Below are 19,587 nucleotides of genomic sequence, written 5' to 3' on the forward strand. Positions count from 1 at the left end.
CCTTCTTTAATCGCGCACTAGGCGAACTTCCACGGATTTTCCAATACGCAAAATCCAATAAGGAGCAAAGCGATCAATAATGATGACATCGCGGTCGCGGAGATTGGCGCGATCCGCCACCGTGTAGTTCACCGGCATGAGATTTTCCTTATCGCGCTCATCACGTTCAACCATAAAAACGGCAGGGAGGTCTTGAATACCGGGTGGCAGGCGAATCCATGTTTTCAAACCATCAGAGTAAGCATGGACTCGCTTGTAATCTTCATTTTTCGTGTGAATAGAATAAAAAGACAGCAGCGAAGAATCAATCGGCTTGGGCGCAAGATTCTGTGCATTCAGATGCTGTTCATGTGCTTTTTGTTCGTTCTGTGTTTCTTCAATTCGGTTACGCCAAGCCATTTTGATGCCCGCTTCTTCATCAGGGTAGGTGAACTGCGCTTTCTGGATGCGCTCACTCGACTTGGTAGTGGAAACCAGCTCGAATTGATAGACCCGCTTGTTGGTCACTAGCGACAACGATGTACGCACATCCGGTTGTAGGGCCTTGATGTAGAGGTTTTTTTCGTTGCCCTCAATGCGCCAGCGCACCTTTTCACCAATGCGCGGGGTTTCAATCAATTCCTCACCCGGCCCCATAGGAATGTGGGTGTGCATACCCACCGTCACTGGCAAGCGGAAAACCACATCAGGCGTGTAGGCGAAAGTGACAATGCGCGAATCCAGATTGCCCGGAATGGGTACAGAGATTTCCGGCGTGGCCTGCGCCGCACCCAAACTGCACATCATCAGCAGTGAAGCTAAAATTTTCTTGCTCATCTTAATTGCCTTTATCTTCGGAAATACTAAAGTTCAATGCTGCCAGCCCTTCCGGGTTTTTGAAAACATCGTCCCGTGTTTTATGACCAATGTTGGTCAGCGAAATCGACATGGAGTACGATTTCTTTTCTGGCTGTGCATTCGGAACGATTCGAGAAATTAACTCGTAGCGAATCAAGTAAGTGTTATTCGCAATCTTGTTGATCGACTTGCGCTTGAACTCACGAACATATAATTCGTTTTTGCTCAATAGCCCCGCAGGATTGCTGGTGGGCTGCTGTAAATACGCACGAACCTGATCTTGCGAAATCCCAACGGACAAGCTCATGGTGCGATCTACGTTGCGCCGCCAGATAGCAGGTGTAATTTCTGTGAGCGTTTGTGCGTAGTTCAAGGCCCAAGCCATCTGGGCTTCCTCGTCAGCCTCAAACTTGCTTGCCACTCCACCCACCTGAAGCTGGCCAGAGGCATCTTTGCTCACCTGCATCACATAGATGTCCTGCCTAGATGCCATGACGACGATCCCAGCCGAAAGCATCATGACCGTGAGTAGCGCACCAATAGCCGTGACGCGCCATCGGTTTCCATCCACTGCCTGCTTCGAGCCGCGCTCATAGTAGGCGCGGACAGCAGCTTCTTCCATTGGGCCAGGTACATGATCGGATGGTGGGGTCTTCTTGGGCGATGATTTCATGCCCTCATTTTTGCCAACTCTATCCAGACATTTTTATCAAATGCTGCATCAAATCATGCACATTTCCCGCTCAGATTGCTTTCACGGAATGCGATATTTAGCTTCTCTATTTATTCGAAGCTATCGCACATGCACTTCCTCCGTACCCCCAAGCCTGCCAGCCTGTATTTGGCCTTCTCCTTCGTTGCGTGTTTCGCAGGGCCAGTAGTCGCCCAAGCAGCAACACCGGCAACTGCCCCCACACCAGAAGCGGTATCCAAGCAGTTACCCAATAATCCGAAAATTGAGGAGGTTCGTGCCTTGCCGAATTCCAATCTGCTAGAGCTTCGTATGGGCAAAAGCGAGCTTTATTATGCGGACGCCAGCTTGAAATATCTGATCAAAGGCGAAGTGATGGAATTGCCCAATGGCAAAAATCTCACGCAAGAGCGGATTGCTGCGCTGGAGGCTATTCCATTCAAAAGCCTCCCGCTGGCAGATTCATTCACTATCGTGAAAGGCAAGGGCGAGCGTGAATTCGCAACCTTTGAAGACCCTAATTGCGGTTTCTGCAAGAAGCTGACCAAATCGCTGCTTGACCTCGATAACGTCAAGATTCACGTTTTCCTCTACCCGATCCTTGGCCCTGATTCGGTGAAAAAGAGCCAGAACGTCTGGTGCGCCAAGGACAAGGCCGCAACTTACGAGGCGTGGATGCTCAAGGGCGTGATCCCGCCTGACGCCACCTGCGACACATCAGCCCTTGATCGCAACAAGCAGTTCGGCTTGCAGTCCTCTATCCGGGGCACGCCCGCCATCGTGTTCAAGAGCGGCAAGCGCATCAACGGCTTCATGGAAGCGCCCCAGATTGATGCGGTCTTAGCCAAGCCCTGATCAGCCCCCTCCCCGCGCACAACGACCGGCCAAATTTGGCCGGTCTTTTTTTGGCAATTGCCGGTCAGGGCCGTGCTAGGGCCGAACGCTGGAGAGATGCCAAAGCTCCTACTTTCTTGGCACAATGCGCGCGTACTCTTGTACGAGACATCGTTATGTGTTAAAAGCGGCAGCAGTTGTGAGTGGCAATCAACTGTTGGCATGTCCACACACATCTGCGATGTGTACCCAGTGCTCTAACCGATGCGTAGAGAAAAAGGTAACACCAAAAGGAAAAAAAGTGGCCTATCCAGAAACCCTATTGGACTCTGTTCGATCAGAGGCAGCTAAAGATTTTGAGACGCAGGCTTCTGCCGTGAGTCAGTCTGTGATTACATTTACTCACGAATTATTGCTGCGAATAAAACAAAATACATCCAAAAAAAATGGCAGCACTTTAATTAAAAACGGCTCCCATTTAATTCTAACGCTGAATAGTGTTCTAATTAAACTGAAATCAATTAGCGTTAATGAAAAAATTTCAATTTCTTCAAATCTTACTCCGATTGGGAAAATAATAATCAGTTCGTTGAATGAGCTAGATAGTGTTTTTTCTGAATTAGAAATTCTATATGAATCTAGTTCAAGAGAAGAACGTCGAGCAAGAAGCAAAGACCATAAAGAAATAAAGACTGTTATGTTGTATGTCGATAAAATTAGAGACATCACGTTAGATATTTTAGATGAGCTGGCAATAAAAGATAGCCATGACAATTTAATATTTTTTAAGGGTGTAGCTGATCGCCACGGACTTAATGCTGAAAGCGTTGTTCATTGTCTTCAAGAAATATCTTTATCGAATAATTTTTCGTTAGAAAATTTCAAGAGCCGTCATAACTTGCAATGACGGGGATTATTTTGATGAACTTAATTTTCAGTGATTCACTAAAAAATCAGCTATCAGATAATACAAAAAAATATAATAAAAGAAGAATTTTTATGGTGGAAGTCGGATAAAAGAAACGAATTCATCAGTGAAATTTTTGGTAAAGATTCTGCACTTATAACACCAAAAATTAATGGTAAACCGTATGTTTTGCGGCATTGTCATTTGCCTCCATTAAACGATAAAAAAGCCCTTGCGAAGTGGAAACAGTGCCACAGACTTGGCTCAAGAAAAGTGAGCGACAGGGTTTTGATCTATGCCGAAAATAATAGTGACTACTATTTAATCGATATTCTTGATGATCCTGGAGCTCATGAAATTATGAAGATGAAGGATGTAAAAGGTCGTTCATTCATGCTCAAATGTGCTGAAGAAGCAGATATTTTTCTCAACAAATGATCAGAAATCCTGTGCAAACCTCGCCGTTCACAGAATATATAGACCTAGCGAAATCGCTGAGAAGCACAAAAAACAATCGGATTTTCCGTACAAGCATCTTAGAAACCGCCTCCGGGCGGTTTTTCTTGGCGTAACTTTTTGTTCGCACATTTGACCGGGGAGAGGCACCTGCTACGATCAAGCAAAGGAAACCAAAAATAGGAACTTTCCAATGCTTACCACCTTCGCTCCCCGCTCACTTTCTATTCTCGCCCTTGCTTGCTACGCCAGCATTGCGTCTGCCCAGTCCACGCCTGTCGTGCCTACAGACCTAGTGTTGTCCAAGCCCAGTTGGACGACTGAGACCGAAGACCCCAAGTTCTTTCTGCACCAAGGCTATGCGGGCGCTATTGAAGCTATCGACATGGCTGGTTGCGTATTCAGCCAGCCCAAGGTGCTCAAGTTTTCCACTGCCACGCCGCCAGTGACTAACTACGGCTTGGTGCTGATCGACCCCAGCGAGGCCCGCAAGCTGCCTCGTGGCGAGAATAGCATCACAATTGATTGTGCTGGAAAAAAAACTAGCTTTGTCGTGAATAACAGCTATCCAGATTTAACAAAAACCGTAGCCCGTTTTGATGATAGTGATCGGCAGGCCATGAAACTCATAGTCACGCGCCCCCCAGCAGAGGTATCGGCCAGCCTTCGTGGCGTTACTTTCTGGGTTGCAGCATCCGTCCCCGGTAGTGTTTTTGGTGTCCCCGATCAGCAACTGTTTTTTTTGGTGCCAAAGGCTGGCGGCGGCACTGAGTGGCGGCAGTTGACCAGCGATGTGCTGTCCGTGGCCTTCGCAAAAAACCAAAGTGCGGCAAATCCTTCGCACGAATTCCCAGTGAATTTCGGCTTCACCAAAGAAGAAATGGCCGCGATCAATGCCAAGGTGCTTTTTGCCTACCAGATCGACGGTAGTGATATTAAAGTTCTCGACTATTCTTACGACCCAAAGATCGAAACCATGATTGCTGGGAAATATGCAGAACCGGGGCGACTCCACGCTTACGAAACACTGAACAGAGTTCGGGCTATTACTGGACTTGGTTATTTTGAGCAAGATGTAGCTCTTGATAAAGCGGCGCAGGCTCATGCAGATTACGTTAAGATTAATGGTGGCGGTCAGTATTATAGCCATGATGAAGTCCCCGGTCTTCCGGGTTTCAGTGGAATTAGTCCAAGCGATAGAGCCTTGAGCGCTGGATATTCCAGCACATTTGCAGTTGGCGAAGTTATGAGTGGAAGCAATGGCGGTAGTAATTCGTCGGTTTGGGAATTGCTCGGTGGCCCATACCACGCCTTTATTATTTTGGATAAATTTCGGTATTATGGCATTGGTTTTAATGACAATGTTTACGTTACCGATTTTGCAAACAAACCCAATAACCCTCAAAAAGTTATCGACAAAAGCACTGTTGCTATTTACCCATGTAACGACATCGTTGTCAACGTGCAATCGCAAGGATACGAAATTCCAAGTCCATCAGTATTGAATGAAAAACAAGATTTTGGTTATAGCAGTACGGCGATTGTGTCCATCGGGCAAAAGATCACAGTTGATTCTTGGGAGTTGCGTGACGCCAGTAAAAAAATTATTCCTACTGTTGTCATGACAAAAGATAACGACACAAGAAATCTAACGAGAGAATACTTTGCCTCGCTAATTCCACTTAATCCACTTCCTCGCGTCGAGACAAGTTATACCAGCGTGCTGAAAGGTAAAAATAACGGCATTCCATTTGAGAAAACCTGCACTTGGCGCACAACGGCGTTCAGGAATTTTTGGGCGAACTAAGCACTTTTGAAATAGAAAAACCGCCCGAAGGCGGTTTTTCTATTGGACATTGAGGCTGGAAATAATGCTAACCGCCGACGCATGCGCCCAAAGAAATATACGACGATTCATAGCACGTTGGCCCAGAATCCTCTGGGTATTGGATGCAATATCCCGGTACCAACTGATAACCGCTGGTGGCGGTGATGCTGTAACAAGTCGCGCCAGCGGCGGCGGCGGCAGCTTCTGCACCAGATACTGTAATGCTGCCACAGCCTATAGTGATCGGCACGCACGTTGCCGCGATAGGCGTAGGCGTCGAACAAGTAGCACTGGCAGGAATCACCGAGCCATCAAGACAAGTTTTGGTTGCTGCTGCTGGAGGCGGTGTCCAGCAGGCAGCGCTGGCGGGAATCACCGAGCCATCTGGGCAGATCTGGGTAGGTGGTGGCAGCGTTGGGCAAGTATCAGTAGCCAGAACGACCGAGCCGTCAGCACAAATCTTAGTTGGTGGTGGCAGCGCTGGGCAGGGCTGGGAAAGTGGCACTACCGAGCTGTCAGGGCAAGTTTTTGTAGGCTGCGGGCAAATTCCGCTTAGGGGCATCTCGGTTATACCGTCTGGGCAAATCTGGGTAGGATTTGGCACAATCGGGCAGGCTTGTCCAGCAGGTACCACCTTGCCATCGGGGCAAACCGTGGGCGGAGGTGCTGCGGGCGTGCAGGAAGCAACGACATTGACCCACGCCCCGTCATTACACGTTGCAGACAGCGTACCCGACACGCCGTTGTTCGATGCAACCGAAGCTGTGCCATTGTGGGCGACACTGCCCCAGACGAAATTGCACGACTGATAGGGAGTGCTACCAGCGGGGCAACTCAATTTGGGCGGTGTTGGCGTCGTCGGTGGCGTTGGTGTTGTCGGCAGCGTCGGCGGCGCTGGTGGCGTTGGTAATGTGGGTGGCGTGGGCAGCGTCGGTGGTTTTGGCGGCGTCGGCAGCGATGGGGGCGCTGGCGTCTGCGGGGGAGCCGTGGGTGGACTATCGGCTACACACACCGTGTTCCCAAGCGAATCAGTGCTGCACTGCGGCGGGCAGGCTTGGCTAAAGAGAATGCGCGAGCCGTCCCAACAAGTTTTCAAACATAACCCGCCCTCGGGGTGGGCACCGCTGCTAACGCAAATCAAATCTTCTGGATCGCGGCAGCCGTTGCCGCCCGAAATGCCGCTGGGGTCGCCGCGTGGTTCGCGGCGGCAGTACGGGACGAAGATGCAAGCATCGACGCCGTTCGTGCCCTCCGCAAGGCAATGAGGGGGTGGGCCGCACCAAAATGGCGCTGAATCGCCTTCGTCGCGGTCGGTAATACGGGTGAGGCCCCCCGGCGCGTTGCAGCCTTCAATTGGCTTCATCTCACGCAGATCACGCATCCCTTGAGTGGAGGGATCATATGACCAACCACCATTCGGCTGTGAAGTTGGATTGAAAATGGTAGCGGGCATCGCTTGAGCGACAGCGTTGCCCGCTGTGACAAGCTGCGCGACGAGCGCAACGCTTGCAGCGAGTTTTCGTAGAAAACGCATGATTTTATCCTCCAGAATTAGATTTCTAATCATGCCTTTTTTTTCTGGGAAATTGGAATCGAAAGATTCACTAAAAATGTTAGGAATCGAAAAGAAAAAACCGCCCGGAGGCGGTTTCTCTTTCTAAGCTGCCTACACGGCAGGTAACACGGGGGCGCTGGCGTTTGCGGTGGCGCTGTCTTTCTAAGCTGCCTACACGGCAGAGAAGTGCGCGACTTACGCGAACTGAAGCCAATCGAATTTCTAAGCTGCCTACACGGCAGGTAACTCGGTGGCGTTGGCAACGCTGGCGGCGAGGGTTTTCTAAGCTGCCTACACGGCAGGTAACTAGACTTTTTCGAGTCTAAGCCTATGTTTTTGAAGTAATTTTTTGCTATTCCGTGTTTTTACCCTTTTGTTTGAGCCACAGCTACCTGAGCGGCGGTGACTCCGGTTGATGAAATTTCCGCAGTTGCGGTGAAGATGGGTAGATTAGAGCACACGGGGGTTTTAGTTATCAATCGAAAGATGCACGAAAAAAGCGAGGAATCGAAAAGAAAAACCGCCCGAAGGCGGTTTGGTTTCTACTCAAAAATTGTTGATACTTTTGCCAGTACCTCGTCCATTATGGAATCTGGTAGCGACTCAATCTTTCTTCCATTACGCGCAGCTAAATCAAGCACTCGTGGTTGATCGCAGCGAATAATTCCTGTAGTCTTTGTTCCTTCTAACGAAACAAAAAATCCTAACCGACGAGCAAAATCGCCACCATTGGTAATTGGCAAAACCACAGGCAATTTTGTGGCTTGGTTAAATGCTCCGGGTGATACAACTAATACGGGGCGACTACCACTTTGCTCATGCCCAGCAGTCGGATCAAGCGACACTAAATATATGTCGCCGCGCTTCATAATAACTCGCCCCCGGCAGCGGGAGCATCGACCCATTCACGCTGATCTTCTGGTTGCGGCTGTGTATAGTCCGATCCAGCCAGCAGTTGTGCCATTGTGTAGCGCGGACGGGGTTTGGGCTTGACCAAAAGGCAGCCATGATCGACGGTCAAGCCCACCGTTGTACCGACTTGCAGATGAAGCTGCTCAAGGAGCAAAGGCGGTACGGCCAGCATGATTGAGCCGCCAACTTTGCGCAAACTGGTTGTATGCATAGGGCACCCCCATTGAATTTGTTATATTTAAGTATAACAGATACAATCGAGCCATGTCCAAAGACAACGATGCCTCATACAAGCTACTTTTCTCATCGCCCGAACTGGTGCGCGACTTGGTTCTGGGTTTTATCCCCGACGACTGGCTGCACAGCCTAGACTACAGCACGTTGGAAAAAATGCCCGGCAGCTACGTCACCGACGACCTGCGCCACCGCGCCGACGATGTGGTTTGGCGCGTCAAGGTCGGACAGGAATGGGTCTATCTCTACATCTTGATCGAGTTTCAGAGCAAAGTCGATCCGTGGATGGCCGTGCGCATGATGAGCTATGTGGGCCTGCTGTACCAAGACCTCATCAAGGCCAAGCAGGTGCTGCCCCATCGCAAACTGCCGCCCGTGCTACCCATCGTGCTCTACAACGGCGACGCGCCGTGGACAGCGGCCACCAACATTGCCGATTTGATTCCGAAGGTGCCGGGCTTAGTAGCGCAGTTCTTGCCCAGCATGGAGTACCTGCTGATCGCAGAAAACCACTACACTCAGGCGCACTTGGCCAAGATGCACAATCTGGTGGCGGCAGTGATGCGCTTGCAACGCCCAGACAACCAAGCGGCGGTGCTGGAACTGATCGATCATCTGAACGATTGGCTGGCCGACAACCCCGAACTGATGCGAATTTTTGCCATCTGGATACGCGCGGTACTGTTGCGACAAAGCAAAAACGAATTGGTCTTGCCAAAGATACAAGATTTGAAGGAGTTGAAAATGACACTGGCTGCACGCTTTGAAGAATGGGCACTTGAGTCTGAGCAAAAAGGCCGCAAAGAGGGCGAAGCTCGCATCCTGCAACGCCTGCTAGTCGCCCGCTTTGGCCCGCTCTCGCAGGAAACCATTGCCACCATCGAAGGTGCCAGCACGGTGCAATTAGAGGCTTGGACGGATCGTTTTCTTGCCGCCAAAACTTTGGCGGAGGTGTTTGCTGTTCCAGCGGACTAAGCCTTCCCAGCACCACGGCAAAAAGCAAAAAGCGGCCCAATTGGGCCGCTCGTCGTTTCGGGCACAGCTTGCTCAAGGATTGCAAAAAGCCAGCACCAGAGCCATTGCACTGCTGCCCGCAGGTTGCCCGCTAGAGCCAGTGATCGTCACGCGCCAAGAGGAATCGATGGATGCTTGGAAGCTGCCCGAATTGTTGCCGGGGTTATTCGATCCAATGATGCTGCTTGCCGATACGGCGGCAACCACGGCTGATGGCGTAAGTCCCGGCGTACAGGCTGGAGTAGGCACAACACTACCGTTCTGATAATAAGATGCCGTGCGCAAGCCGCTGCGTGCCTGCGAGACCCACTTGTTGTTGGAGCAGACCAAGGCCACGTTGGTAGTAGTGATCGCAAAATCCCGATCCTGCGAACAAGCTGCGCCTTCGGTGGCGTAGGTCAGGCCATTGCCCGGTTCCCATTTACCTGCCTTGCATTGCAGCCATACAGGGTTGCCTTCAAAGTTCCCCCACATGGCCATGCCATCAGTTGGGCAGGCAGCGCCATAGGTTGCCGTCGATTTCACATGCAAGCCACCCTTGAGGGTGACGTTGTTCATAAAATTGGGATCGCGGCTATCGCGCACGCGCAGAAAATTCCAGTATTCAGCGACACCGAAACCGAAGCGGGCGCAAACAACCCCCGCTGGAGTACCGGGAATCGGGTTCGGCGCTTTCCAGCTTGCGCCCGTGCTGACGATTTCCCCGGTGCCCCCCAGCATACTAGCCCCAGCATTGCCGCCGATACGCGAGAGCATCTTGCCAATGCCGAAGCCATCAACCTCCCCCGCAGGAGCACCAAAATCCTGCACGGGCCTGTCGGTGCAGACTAGCCCAGTGATATTGCAATCGACCCCAGAGGGAGAGGTTTCGCAGCCAGCGGGGGTTCGATTGACGGTGATGCTGTAGCCGCCTTGGGTGAGAGATTTGTAACTGCCCACATCAGATGCGCCTTCAATGCCCAAGTTCATTTGCCTCAGTTGCGCTACCGTTGGCCGCAACGCCTGCCCCGGCGAATTACCAAATGACAACGTGGTTCCGCCACGGGTGATAGGCACGCCCTCTTGGTAGTCAACGTAGTGCTCAAAGACAAGAATTTCTGCGGCGGTACGAATAGCTGAGAGTGCATCCGCTTGGGCCACGGCGCGCTCACCCATGTCTTTCTGGGCCTGTTCGCGGAAGGCATACAGAGACATGATAGAGGCGATGACCAGTGCCATTGAGGCCGACAACATCAGCCAGCCGCCTTGTTTTTTCTTGGGCGTTGCATTTTGGCGCAGCAGCATGATTTTCTCCAAAAAAAGCGCCTTGGCTTGGATGGCCAAGGCGCGGTTGTTACACCAAGCAGGGCAAAATTAGTTGCTACCGACAGGGTTGACCCGCAATGGGACGAAAGAAGTTTTGCTTTCGGTGTAGGTGCCGGATTTCACCGTGGCCTTGACCGAGAAAAGCAAATCGCCGGGGGCGTCGGCGGTCACGAAAACAGAGCTGCTGTTGGGATTGATGATGAGAGCAGTCGGGCCAAGCAGTTGTGTCCATTCGTACTGAATGCTATCGACTTGCCCCTTGGGCACCACGGCGGTAGCGGTCAGCTTGGCGGGAGCACCGGCAAACACGCTGGGTTGCTCAGTTTCAGTATTCAGCGTAAACCCGATAGGGCTGACCACAGAGGATTCGTCGGCGTTGAGCGTGACGTATGCAGTCTTGGTGACGCTATCAGCACCGTCAGTAAACTTGACCGTGACAACAAAGACATACTTACCCGGTGTCGTGAGCAGCACCCCAGCTTCGGAATTGGTGCCCAAGGAAGTTCCAGCCTGCAAGGTGCTGGCGTTGCTGGGGGCATACAACACCTTCCAGTCGTACTCAAATTTGTAGCCATTGGACACGGGCTGAGTCGTAAGCATTGGACTGGCCCGCAGACGAATCGGTGCGGTCAACACGGCAGGATCGAGAGCAGATGCAGCAAGCTGGAAGTCACGAACCACCGATTTTGGAATCACAGTGACAGTGAATTTTTGGACACTCTGCGAGCCGTCATCAGCGGTAGCAACACTGGAGACGTTGAAATCACCTTTGGCCGTGGGAGGAATGATGGCATTGGTTTCACAATGGGCGGTGGCAACAAAAACGCCGGTACTGCCTGGGACGGCGCGCGACGACATGGCGGCATTGGCGCAATGGGCATCAGCAATGTTCAAACTGCCCTGAGTAGCCGCCGTAGCCGCTTCGCTGGCCCACGCAACGGAGGTGATTTTGGGGCCGAAAGTTTCAACGCTGGCCGCCAAAGGGAGCGTTTGTCCAGCCATAACGGAGACAGTTGGTGTGCTAGGCGTGAGTTCATGCTTGACGATGGTGTTTTTCGCGCCTTCCTCGCCACCACCGCCACAGGCAGCGAGAGAAGACAGCAGCAGGGCGGCGGCAGAGAGGCGGAACAGGTTGTGAGTTTTCATGGAGAAGGGGTGTTTGCGTTGGAAAAAATGGCGCTCGTAGGTGCCCCGCCACAATGGCTAGAGCGCCTATAAGCAACCGATCAAGAACGACCGATCCAAAACTTCAGGGACTGAGCAGGAGCAGATTCGCAGGCGGTTTCCAGAGCAGCCAAATCGAGCGTGCCGTTGTTACTCTTGACGCTGGTGGAACCCACAGAAATTTGGCGCATTTCGCGCTGTACGTTGGTCACGAGGTCAGAGCATTGATCGGCAGGAACATTGGGCCATTCGATTTCCAATGCGTCATTCGCGCCAGTGAGGGTGGCAGGCGCTACAGTGATGGAACCACCAAAGCTGTTGCTGGCCGTGGCCGCCGTGCCATCACGCAACGCAGAGGGAATCGACTGCGAACGCACAGCCAAAGCAGTTGTTACGCTGCCATAGAGGTTGGCTTGCCCGTACTTTGCCCGTAGATTCGCAGCAGTACCAGAGATTTGCTGGGTGTTGTTGTTGATGGAAGTTTTGCGCAAGTTGTCACGGTACGAAAGCACTGCTGCAACAATAGCGACGGCCACAACCAAAAGCACGAGGCCCAGTTCCAAGCTCAAAAAGCCTTTGTAGCAGCTTTTGAGCACAGCGCGATTACCGCGCTTGCCAGTACGACGAGAAACGGAAAACAGTTTCATCAGTTTTAGCGTGAAACCTCGGCATTCATGCCGGGGAGGTAGAGCGCGGAACGCATAGCATTCCTTGCCTTGGGCCGTTACCTGCTCACGTCCATTTAATAGCCCGGTTAAAAAATAATCAGTGCAAGGCTTTTCACCTCCGCTGGGCCTTTCGGCTCTGCCTGTAAGGGCCTAGTGACGCACGCCTTGCGGCGTGTCTCCCTTCGGGAATGTGCATAACCGGCTCCAGCCTTTGCAAGCTGCGATCTAAACCTTCGGGCCTTTACCTTTGCCCAGCATGATCTAAACCTTGCAGAGCAGCAAACTGAGGAAGCATTTGCTGGTGCGTCTGAACGACCTATTACTCACGTAGCGGATTGGCTACCGCTTTCCCTGGTCAACCCGGCTTGGCGCTTTTCAGCTCCAAGCCCCATTCTTTAGGGTGGGGTGATTGACTAAAAACTCCTTGGGTATATCAGACTGGTGATTAAAAACTCCTTGGGTATATCAGACTGGTGATTTATCAGGGCCTAGTGCCCTGTGGTGGTTGCGCCGATAGGTCAGGATTAACCTGATCGATGCGCAATTGCTTCTGCCGTTGCCGCTCAACTTCACGGCGTGTTACTGCCGATGGACTATTGGCTTCTTCGATAGATTTGATAATGGTGGCTTGTCCACCGTAGAAAAAAACAATCACGCCCAATGTGCTTGCAAGCAAGATTGAACTAAATCTGGTAGCACTGCGACCCAATGCCTCTTGTGCTTCTGCTTGACCTTTGCTGCCAATATCGACAAGCACGTTAGAGAACTGACCGGAATCACGACGCACAGCACTGTGCAAGCGGCCAGCAATGAATTGAGAGAGCACACCTTGGCTGAATGCGCCAATATGATCTCCGGGGGTGGCTTGGAGATGACCCAGAATCATCACTAGATGCTTACGCATCCAAGGTGTCGCATCTTCTAGCATGATAAATAATGCGTCTTGAAGCAACATTCCTGACTTGAGCAAGAAGGACAAATCAGACAAGAATCGGGTGCCCTGAATATCACGGTACATTTGGAAGACCGGACGAAATGGAAAAACCAAATTCCAAATGATTCGATCCATGCCTGTAGCACCCTCAGCTTTGTAACGCCAATCAGCCGTCATATTGGGAAGCGCCCAGATCAGAATCCATGCGGTAAGAGCACTGATCCCGGCAAAAACGCCCAATCCAAAACGATCAAATGCTTCCGCAACAACCCGGACAAATAGGTTGAAGCCCGTCCAAACTTCAGGTGGTGCAGTTTTGACAAATTCTGGTATGGCTACAGTTGCTAGGACGTAAGAGAAAACAAAGCCCACAGGAATCAAAACCAGTGGTGACAGCAGCGATTTCATAATCAACTTGGTCATGGCCTTTTGTTCGTCCACGTTTTTTGCCAAGTTGAGCAATGCTTCCACTTGATTTTGGCTTTTACGCAAGATGCTTAGGGCCATGTGGTCTTTTTTGGGCATAGTCCCAATGAGTACATCAGCCAATGAAACCCCGCCAGCATCGAGAAGCCCACGCATGTGCAAGAGTCCTTTAGCACGAACCTTGTTCATGGTCTGCTTAGACATAGCGATAGCCAACTCACCTTCGATAAAATCACGCAAAAGTTCCTTGCCCTCAATGGAGCGAGAAATATCGCGGTACATTTCAGCTCGCTGGCCCCAGAAGCCGTTAGCTCCTAAGTGAAGCCATCGCTCAATGTCTTTTACAAAGCTCACGTTAAAATCTCCAGAGTTTCCAATTGACCGAAACGCTCTACGTTGCGCGGATCAATCAATCCGACATGGGCCTTATAAAGTGCGTGTTCAATCACAAGTTTTCCACTCATATTTTCAGAGGTTGGCTGGCGGTCAGAGTATTTGTGCCTCCAGCGACGCATGGCTTCTCGGTCTTTTCCTTCTGCACTGCAATTGAGCCAGTCGTCGTCGGGCATCAAAACCTCAGCACAAATGGTCAATCCTTTTGTGCCCCGCTTTCTGCAATGATCGCAGCCATTTGGATTCCGCCAGCGCAGAATGTTTGGCTCTAAATTGAATCTTTTGCTCATTACATCGGTCAAGTAGCTGATGTAACGCACTTCGCGCAGTGAGTTGGCGTCCCCAATGCGTTTCAAATCGGCAACCAGTTCATGTTGCGTCAGGCTGCAATGCGAGCACAGCAACGGCACCAAGGCTTGATAATCGAGTAGGCCAATCATTCCACCCCCAGCCAACTCCTCTCTGGTCAACCCTACCTTGGGGTCGGTGAGACGGTTAATTGCACCAGCAATAGAATCGACGTGCAGGGTAAACATGGACAAGTGACCAGATTTAGCAATGTTGGCCATTGCACGGGCACTGAGCACATCGCGCACTTCGCCCACATCAACCAAGTCTGGGTCATTACGAAGCAGCGCCTCTACCACTTCGCTGTACGGGTCTTTCTTTCCCGCTTCATTGAGCGTCATCAGATTGCGCTGCACATAAATTTGGTGCATCTGGGCAATCGGGTACTCAATCGGATCGGCCACCTGATAGAAGGCTGCGCTGCCGTATTTCGGGTGGGTTTCAACAAATGTTTTTGCCGCTGTTGTTTTGCCCGATCCCGTGACACCCATCTGACCAATGGCACCAGCATCAAGGCGCTGGGCACGCTCAAATAGCTCAACATGACTGGGTGCAAACCCCATTTCTGCGAACGACATAACCCTGCCGTTGATATTGGAAGGCAACAAACGCACCACCGCTTTTGGCCCATACAGCCCGCGCAGAGAGGCAAAACGCAGGCGGATGTTGGCAATACCTAGCGCAGAATCGATCATGGATGACAGCGTGCTCGTCTCGCTGAAGGTGCCCATGTTGTTGCTGTGTCGGTCGGACAGCACCTCATAAGCACTTTTCATCGCATCAAGCGCATCGCGGGCCGTGAACAATCCCCGATCAGAGCCTGTAATAGGTTCGAGTTCACCATCCACGCGCATCAGCACCTCGGCTTGACCACCATCGAGAATTCGGATGTGAACGTCAGTCGCCTTTTCTTCTTTCGCCCCGCGAATCCACTCCTGAAACAAGACAACGCCACCAGATTTAGAGCCAATAGACGATGACTTTGCTTCTGAATTCTGCTCGGCATTAAGGCGAACGGAGCGAATCACGCTAGAGTCCGCGAACAACGGCTGACCACCAGTAGAGAAACTAGCCTCGCTTAGTGCGGACTGAATCGTGGTCACATAAGGCATCACCTGCTCAGAAAATGCAGGGTCATAGACGATACGCGCACGAGTAGCTTCCAACTTGATAGCAATAATTTGGTCTTGCAGTTCTGTTGGAATGCGCAAACCGATATTCGTTGAGTTCGGATGCGTCAAGACGCTACGGTGCGGTGGAAAATCAGCAATTTGCTGCACCACATTGACAGAAATATCGTTATCACCATCGACTGTAGCTACAGCCTCAGACGGGAATGCCGCATCAACGCGAAACCTGCTTGTTTCACTTCTTGGTTTAGCCAAATTTGTTTTGGATTTGGCTGGCTTTTCTTTTTTCTTAAATATATTTAGTAAGCCCATAAGATCACCTCAGCGTGTCCATTCAACTGACTCACCCGCCAGCAGATGGAAATTTGGCAGTACCGCTGGCTTGCAGGTTTTTTTCTTAGAGGACTTGCATTTTTTTACAGGCAATTTTTCTGCATAGGCCACCAAATTTCCTTCGACATTTTTTTTAATAGACACGACTAAGCGGTCACTTTTCAAGATGCTTCCATCATTTACCGTAGCGACTACCCCATCAAAAACCACATCAGCAGAAGGCGCACGCTTCACTCCGTACACGGCCCGCACTTGTAAGTTGTGTGGCGGCGGTGGCAACGGCTTGGGCTTGGCAGCATTACTCAAGACCGCTTTGGGCTGCTCTTGAGTGGTAAAGCCATTTTGGGCAAGAAAGTCTTCAGCCATTTTCTTTCGATGGATTTCAGACATATCTCCGACCGTCAGTGGCTTGCTTGCGTCCCAATACTGGAGCTTTTTTTCTTCTTTTAGTGATACAGGGGCACCTTGAACCACTTGAGCACTTTGGCCTTGATTCATCAGGTTAGTTTGAGCTTGTGCCAAAAAAGAAATGGAAGCTGATGCAGCAATCGTAAGAGGCAGCAAAAAGCGCTTCAGATCATTTTTCATAAATAAACCCTTTAATCACAATAGTCATTCCTTGAGCGGCAGAAAGCGAAAAGGTTTCTGGCACAAAGTTTTTTGGAAAAGAATTGATTGCTTCCGAAACGTGCGGCAACTTGTAACTCAAATCTACGCGAGTGCGTTTAACCACAACGTCAGGCTTGACGCCATCCATTGGCATCACGGGCCATGTCATGCTTTCGCCAATTTGACCCGTGGCCCCGGCATTTTCCAGAACATTCAAGGGGGGTTTCAATACCATGTGCAACGGTGTGCCGGATGGAGTCAGCATTTCATTGGTTAGGCGCATGGGTTCCCCTTTATTGGGGGTGTGCAGCACTGCTGTCTTGTCCGATTTTGAATCTTCTGGCTGATAGCTACTTTCTGGCCGCATTTGCACTAACTCGGTAATCAATCCCCCTTGACGCTCCCAAGTTTCGGTGCAGGCAACGGCGTTGCATTCCATCGTCTTGAGTGCCCAGCCTTTATAAAAATAGGGCATCGACTTGATGTTCTGTGTAAAAGATACCAGCGATGGAATTGACCACCCAACCTGCTCCATTGCCTGACTCAGAGCCTTCAAATAAATTGGCGTTCTATCCAACTCAGCTTGCCGTCGCGCTTCGGCTTCAGCCTTATTTGGAATAACCACAAGAACATGGTATGCGCCATAGAGACTGACGCTCAGAAAACCAAGGCCAATTAGCAAAAGGCGAGCAGGGTTTCGCGGTATTTTGTTACAGATATTGGATTTATCTGCGTAATCAATTAGCTCATCCCATTCAATAGTCGTGGAGTTTTCGTACTCATCCGTGTCGCAAAAGACACGAAACTGAATTTGGCGTGCCCGATATTCATGGACGATTTCAACCGCCCTAGTCCGGTTTTCAATACCGTCATGCACAACCCGGCCTGCATCAATGACGATCACTGCGCGAGTTTCACCTTGGTGGTCATTGGGTGGTGTCGCAACCAGAATCGCATAGAGCAGCGAACGATCCACGTCTGAAGACTGCTGCATCGCATTGATAAAAACCAACGCCAGCGAGTGAATCTTGTGTTTTTTGCTGCTATTCTGAATGTCACTGGCACTGATGCCTTCAGTGTAAAGACCGAGATAACTCGTGTCGTCGCATTGGTCAATCGCAAACCGAGAGGCATCGACGGTTTGCGACGCTTTGCGGATGGCCGCATTGACCTTGCTGGTTTTTCCGGTTTCCGCCAGCACAGACCAGCGCAAGCCACAGGCCAGCGCCGTATTTTTCCCATGAAAAACAATGGTGCTCATTTGGCTGTCCCTTACAAGGGGGTTGCCCGAACGAGAATGAGGAAATGCTCACGCTGGAGATCAAGCTTGCGCGAGCCGCCCATTGCGATGGGCACGTCCTGACCGAGGCGGGCGTCATCACGCTTGGCAATGGTGCGTGACAGGCCCGTGATGACAGCGGTTTGACCTGGCATCAAGGAGATGGTGGACGAAGCATTCAGAGCTTCAATGCGAGGTGTCTGCACCTTCTGCAAAGTTTGGCCACTACCCGTAGTGACATCAAACATACCCAGCAAGTCAGACAGGGTGATCGAATACTTGATGACAACACTGTTGTCCTGCTGGACGTAAGGCACCACAGCGAACTGATCGCCAGTGGTGATCGAATCGGTCTTCAAACCGGGGGCACCAGCCGCGCCAGAGGCTCCAGCCGCACCGGGGGTTGTTTCCTTCAAGTAGCCATCAGTGGACAGATGGGACTTGGTATCCCACATGCCATTGAGCGTGGTGATGGAGACAGGCCGATGTTGAGAGGTTTCGCCGTACTGACTGAGCAAGGCCAACATCGCCGAGGTCGTGGTCGTGCCGCCACCCCAAATCATGTTGCCGCCAAGCACCCCAGTCGAAGCGCCAGTCAGCAAGCCCGGAGAACTGAAATTGATACCATACTTGGCGTTCAGCGATTGGAAAACGCTAGTCCAATTGACACCCTTTTCATCCGACTCCTTCGTCTTGACCGAGTAGAGATCGAAGGTGACATTCACCATCGTGCGCAGCATCTTGTTTTCTTTGCGCAGGAATTCGCGCACGGACGATTGGGCCTCTTTCGATGACACCACGATCATTCGGCCCGAACCGTCCGCCCAAGTGGCGCTGCTACCGGGAACCTTGGAGATGAGTTCCTGCACCGTCTTGAGCAGGCTTTGGCGCATGTCCATGCTGCCTTGCTGAGACACCGTGGTGGAGTTTTGGCTAGTCATGCCAGCATCACTACCACCCCCCTTACCGCTGCCACCGCCACCTGCGGACATACTGAAGTTCTGCACACCGGGGAATGTCGCAACTTCATAGGTTTCCGTGACCAGACGCATAATGACCACCGCACCATCCTTGTATTCCCAAGACAGCGATAAAGTGTTGGTCAGGTGATCCAAGAAATCACGCAGGCGGCCATTCCACTTCATATTCACTGCATCGACATTGATTTCAGTCTCTGCGGATACCGCACTTGCAGGAATAGCCGCTGACAAGGGAGGAAGCATCGGAGGCTTGCTATCAAGCACCTTGGGCAAAGCCGCCCCCGTTTGCAAAATAGGGGATGGAATTGAGGAAGCGCGCGCAACAGGCGAACCAGCCCCTTCTTCTTTCTTGTCCATGCGCAGGCGCACCGGGATATTGGTCAGTTTCGTCAACCGCGCAACAACAACTGGCAAGGAAACTTTGCTGGTTCCAAAATCGAGCACGAAGTTTTCGTGGAAGATGGCTGGCAGCTTGTCTTCCGTGCGGGCCACTGTTTGGATGCCGCCAATCCACGGCGATGAGGCATGGCGAACCAGTTGGGTACGCTGAAGCTCACCCGCACGGGCTGCAACATGACCCGTAGCACCATAGCTATTTGCATGAGAACCAAGTGGCGCAGAAGCCGCTCCATCAGGAACGCCTTGAGCGTAAGTAATGCGCTGATCTAAGTTGCTTGCGCAACCAGAAGACGCCAGCACAACGACAGCGCAACTCATCGCAGACAGTTTCAAACGGTGTGAATTCATTTT

The 19,587-nt window shown here is 51.3% G+C and carries 17 protein-coding genes; 5 read left to right on the forward strand and 12 right to left on the reverse strand.

The window, feature by feature from the left end; all coding sequences use genetic code 11:
• Positions 1-6 precede the first annotated feature (6 nt).
• Positions 7-816 (reverse strand): TrbG/VirB9 family P-type conjugative transfer protein, encoded by an 810-nt coding sequence (locus BMX55_RS10770; RefSeq protein WP_091457358.1) that lies wholly within the window; start codon positions 814-816, stop codon positions 7-9.
• 1 nt (position 817) lies between these two features.
• The gene (locus tag BMX55_RS10775; protein WP_091457361.1) at positions 818-1,510 is read right to left on the reverse strand and encodes a VirB8 family type IV secretion system protein; all 693 of its coding nucleotides are present in this window, start codon (positions 1,508-1,510) and stop codon (positions 818-820) included.
• Between the two features lie 129 nt (positions 1,511-1,639).
• Between BMX55_RS10775 and BMX55_RS10780 the strand changes: the two genes are divergently transcribed.
• The 4 genes from BMX55_RS10780 to BMX55_RS10790 all read left to right on the forward strand — a co-directional run bounded on the left by BMX55_RS10780 (position 1,640) and on the right by BMX55_RS10790 (position 5,532).
• Positions 1,640-2,383 (forward strand): DsbC family protein, encoded by a 744-nt coding sequence (locus BMX55_RS10780; protein ID WP_091457365.1) that lies wholly within the window; start codon positions 1,640-1,642, stop codon positions 2,381-2,383.
• Between the two features lie 280 nt (positions 2,384-2,663).
• Positions 2,664-3,269, forward strand: coding sequence for a hypothetical protein (locus BMX55_RS16155; RefSeq protein WP_143059624.1), 606 nt, complete (start codon positions 2,664-2,666; stop codon positions 3,267-3,269).
• 75 nt (positions 3,270-3,344) lie between these two features.
• Entirely contained in the window at positions 3,345-3,707 is a 363-nt protein-coding gene (locus BMX55_RS16160) for a type II toxin-antitoxin system YafO family toxin (protein ID WP_281242836.1), read from the forward strand.
• A 211-nt stretch (positions 3,708-3,918) separates the two neighbouring features.
• Positions 3,919-5,532 (forward strand): CAP domain-containing protein, encoded by a 1,614-nt coding sequence (locus BMX55_RS10790; protein ID WP_091457372.1) that lies wholly within the window; start codon positions 3,919-3,921, stop codon positions 5,530-5,532.
• A 2,118-nt stretch (positions 5,533-7,650) separates the two neighbouring features.
• Here BMX55_RS10790 and BMX55_RS10805 read toward each other — a convergent pair.
• Both BMX55_RS10805 and BMX55_RS10810 read right to left on the reverse strand, forming a co-directional pair.
• Positions 7,651-7,977, reverse strand: coding sequence for a type II toxin-antitoxin system PemK/MazF family toxin (locus BMX55_RS10805; RefSeq protein WP_091457381.1), 327 nt, complete (start codon positions 7,975-7,977; stop codon positions 7,651-7,653).
• Entirely contained in the window at positions 7,974-8,231 is a 258-nt protein-coding gene (locus BMX55_RS10810; RefSeq protein ID WP_091457384.1) for an AbrB/MazE/SpoVT family DNA-binding domain-containing protein, read from the reverse strand. Before BMX55_RS10810 ends, BMX55_RS10805 begins: the two co-directional genes overlap by 4 nt.
• A 53-nt stretch (positions 8,232-8,284) precedes the next feature.
• On the opposite strand from BMX55_RS10810, the gene BMX55_RS10815 reads away from it, so the two are divergent.
• Complete coding sequence (locus tag BMX55_RS10815; protein ID WP_091457388.1) at positions 8,285-9,229, forward strand: Rpn family recombination-promoting nuclease/putative transposase; 945 nt, start codon at positions 8,285-8,287, stop codon at positions 9,227-9,229.
• Between the two features lie 72 nt (positions 9,230-9,301).
• On the opposite strand, the gene BMX55_RS10820 is transcribed toward BMX55_RS10815, so the two are convergent.
• The 8 genes from BMX55_RS10820 to BMX55_RS10855 form a co-directional block, all read right to left on the reverse strand.
• Positions 9,302-10,552: a hypothetical protein gene (locus BMX55_RS10820; RefSeq protein WP_143059626.1), complete on the reverse strand. Its 1,251-nt coding sequence runs from the start codon at positions 10,550-10,552 to the stop codon at positions 9,302-9,304.
• 69 nt (positions 10,553-10,621) lie between these two features.
• Positions 10,622-11,719, reverse strand: a complete 1,098-nt coding sequence (locus tag BMX55_RS10825; protein WP_091457393.1) for a hypothetical protein — start codon at positions 11,717-11,719, stop codon at positions 10,622-10,624.
• A gap of 80 nt (positions 11,720-11,799) precedes the next feature.
• Entirely contained in the window at positions 11,800-12,384 is a 585-nt protein-coding gene (locus BMX55_RS10830; RefSeq protein ID WP_091457396.1) for a type 4 pilus major pilin, read from the reverse strand.
• 502 nt (positions 12,385-12,886) lie between these two features.
• Complete coding sequence (locus tag BMX55_RS10835; RefSeq protein WP_143059627.1) at positions 12,887-14,119, reverse strand: type II secretion system F family protein; 1,233 nt, start codon at positions 14,117-14,119, stop codon at positions 12,887-12,889.
• On the reverse strand, positions 14,116-15,948 hold the full coding sequence (locus BMX55_RS10840; RefSeq protein WP_091457403.1) for a GspE/PulE family protein: 1,833 nt from the start codon (positions 15,946-15,948) through the stop codon (positions 14,116-14,118). The genes BMX55_RS10835 and BMX55_RS10840 overlap by 4 nt, the downstream gene beginning before the upstream one ends.
• Positions 15,949-15,957: 9 nt before the next feature.
• Positions 15,958-16,557 (reverse strand): hypothetical protein, encoded by a 600-nt coding sequence (locus BMX55_RS10845; RefSeq protein WP_091457407.1) that lies wholly within the window; start codon positions 16,555-16,557, stop codon positions 15,958-15,960.
• Positions 16,547-17,839: a type IV pilus inner membrane component PilO gene (locus BMX55_RS10850; RefSeq protein ID WP_091457410.1), complete on the reverse strand. Its 1,293-nt coding sequence runs from the start codon at positions 17,837-17,839 to the stop codon at positions 16,547-16,549. The genes BMX55_RS10845 and BMX55_RS10850 overlap by 11 nt, the downstream gene beginning before the upstream one ends.
• An 11-nt stretch (positions 17,840-17,850) precedes the next feature.
• Positions 17,851-19,584: a hypothetical protein gene (locus BMX55_RS10855; RefSeq protein WP_143059628.1), complete on the reverse strand. Its 1,734-nt coding sequence runs from the start codon at positions 19,582-19,584 to the stop codon at positions 17,851-17,853.
• Positions 19,585-19,587: the final 3 nt, after the last annotated feature.

The organism is Giesbergeria anulus (assembly GCF_900111115.1).
Lineage (GTDB): Bacteria > Pseudomonadota > Gammaproteobacteria > Burkholderiales > Burkholderiaceae_C > Simplicispira > Simplicispira anulus.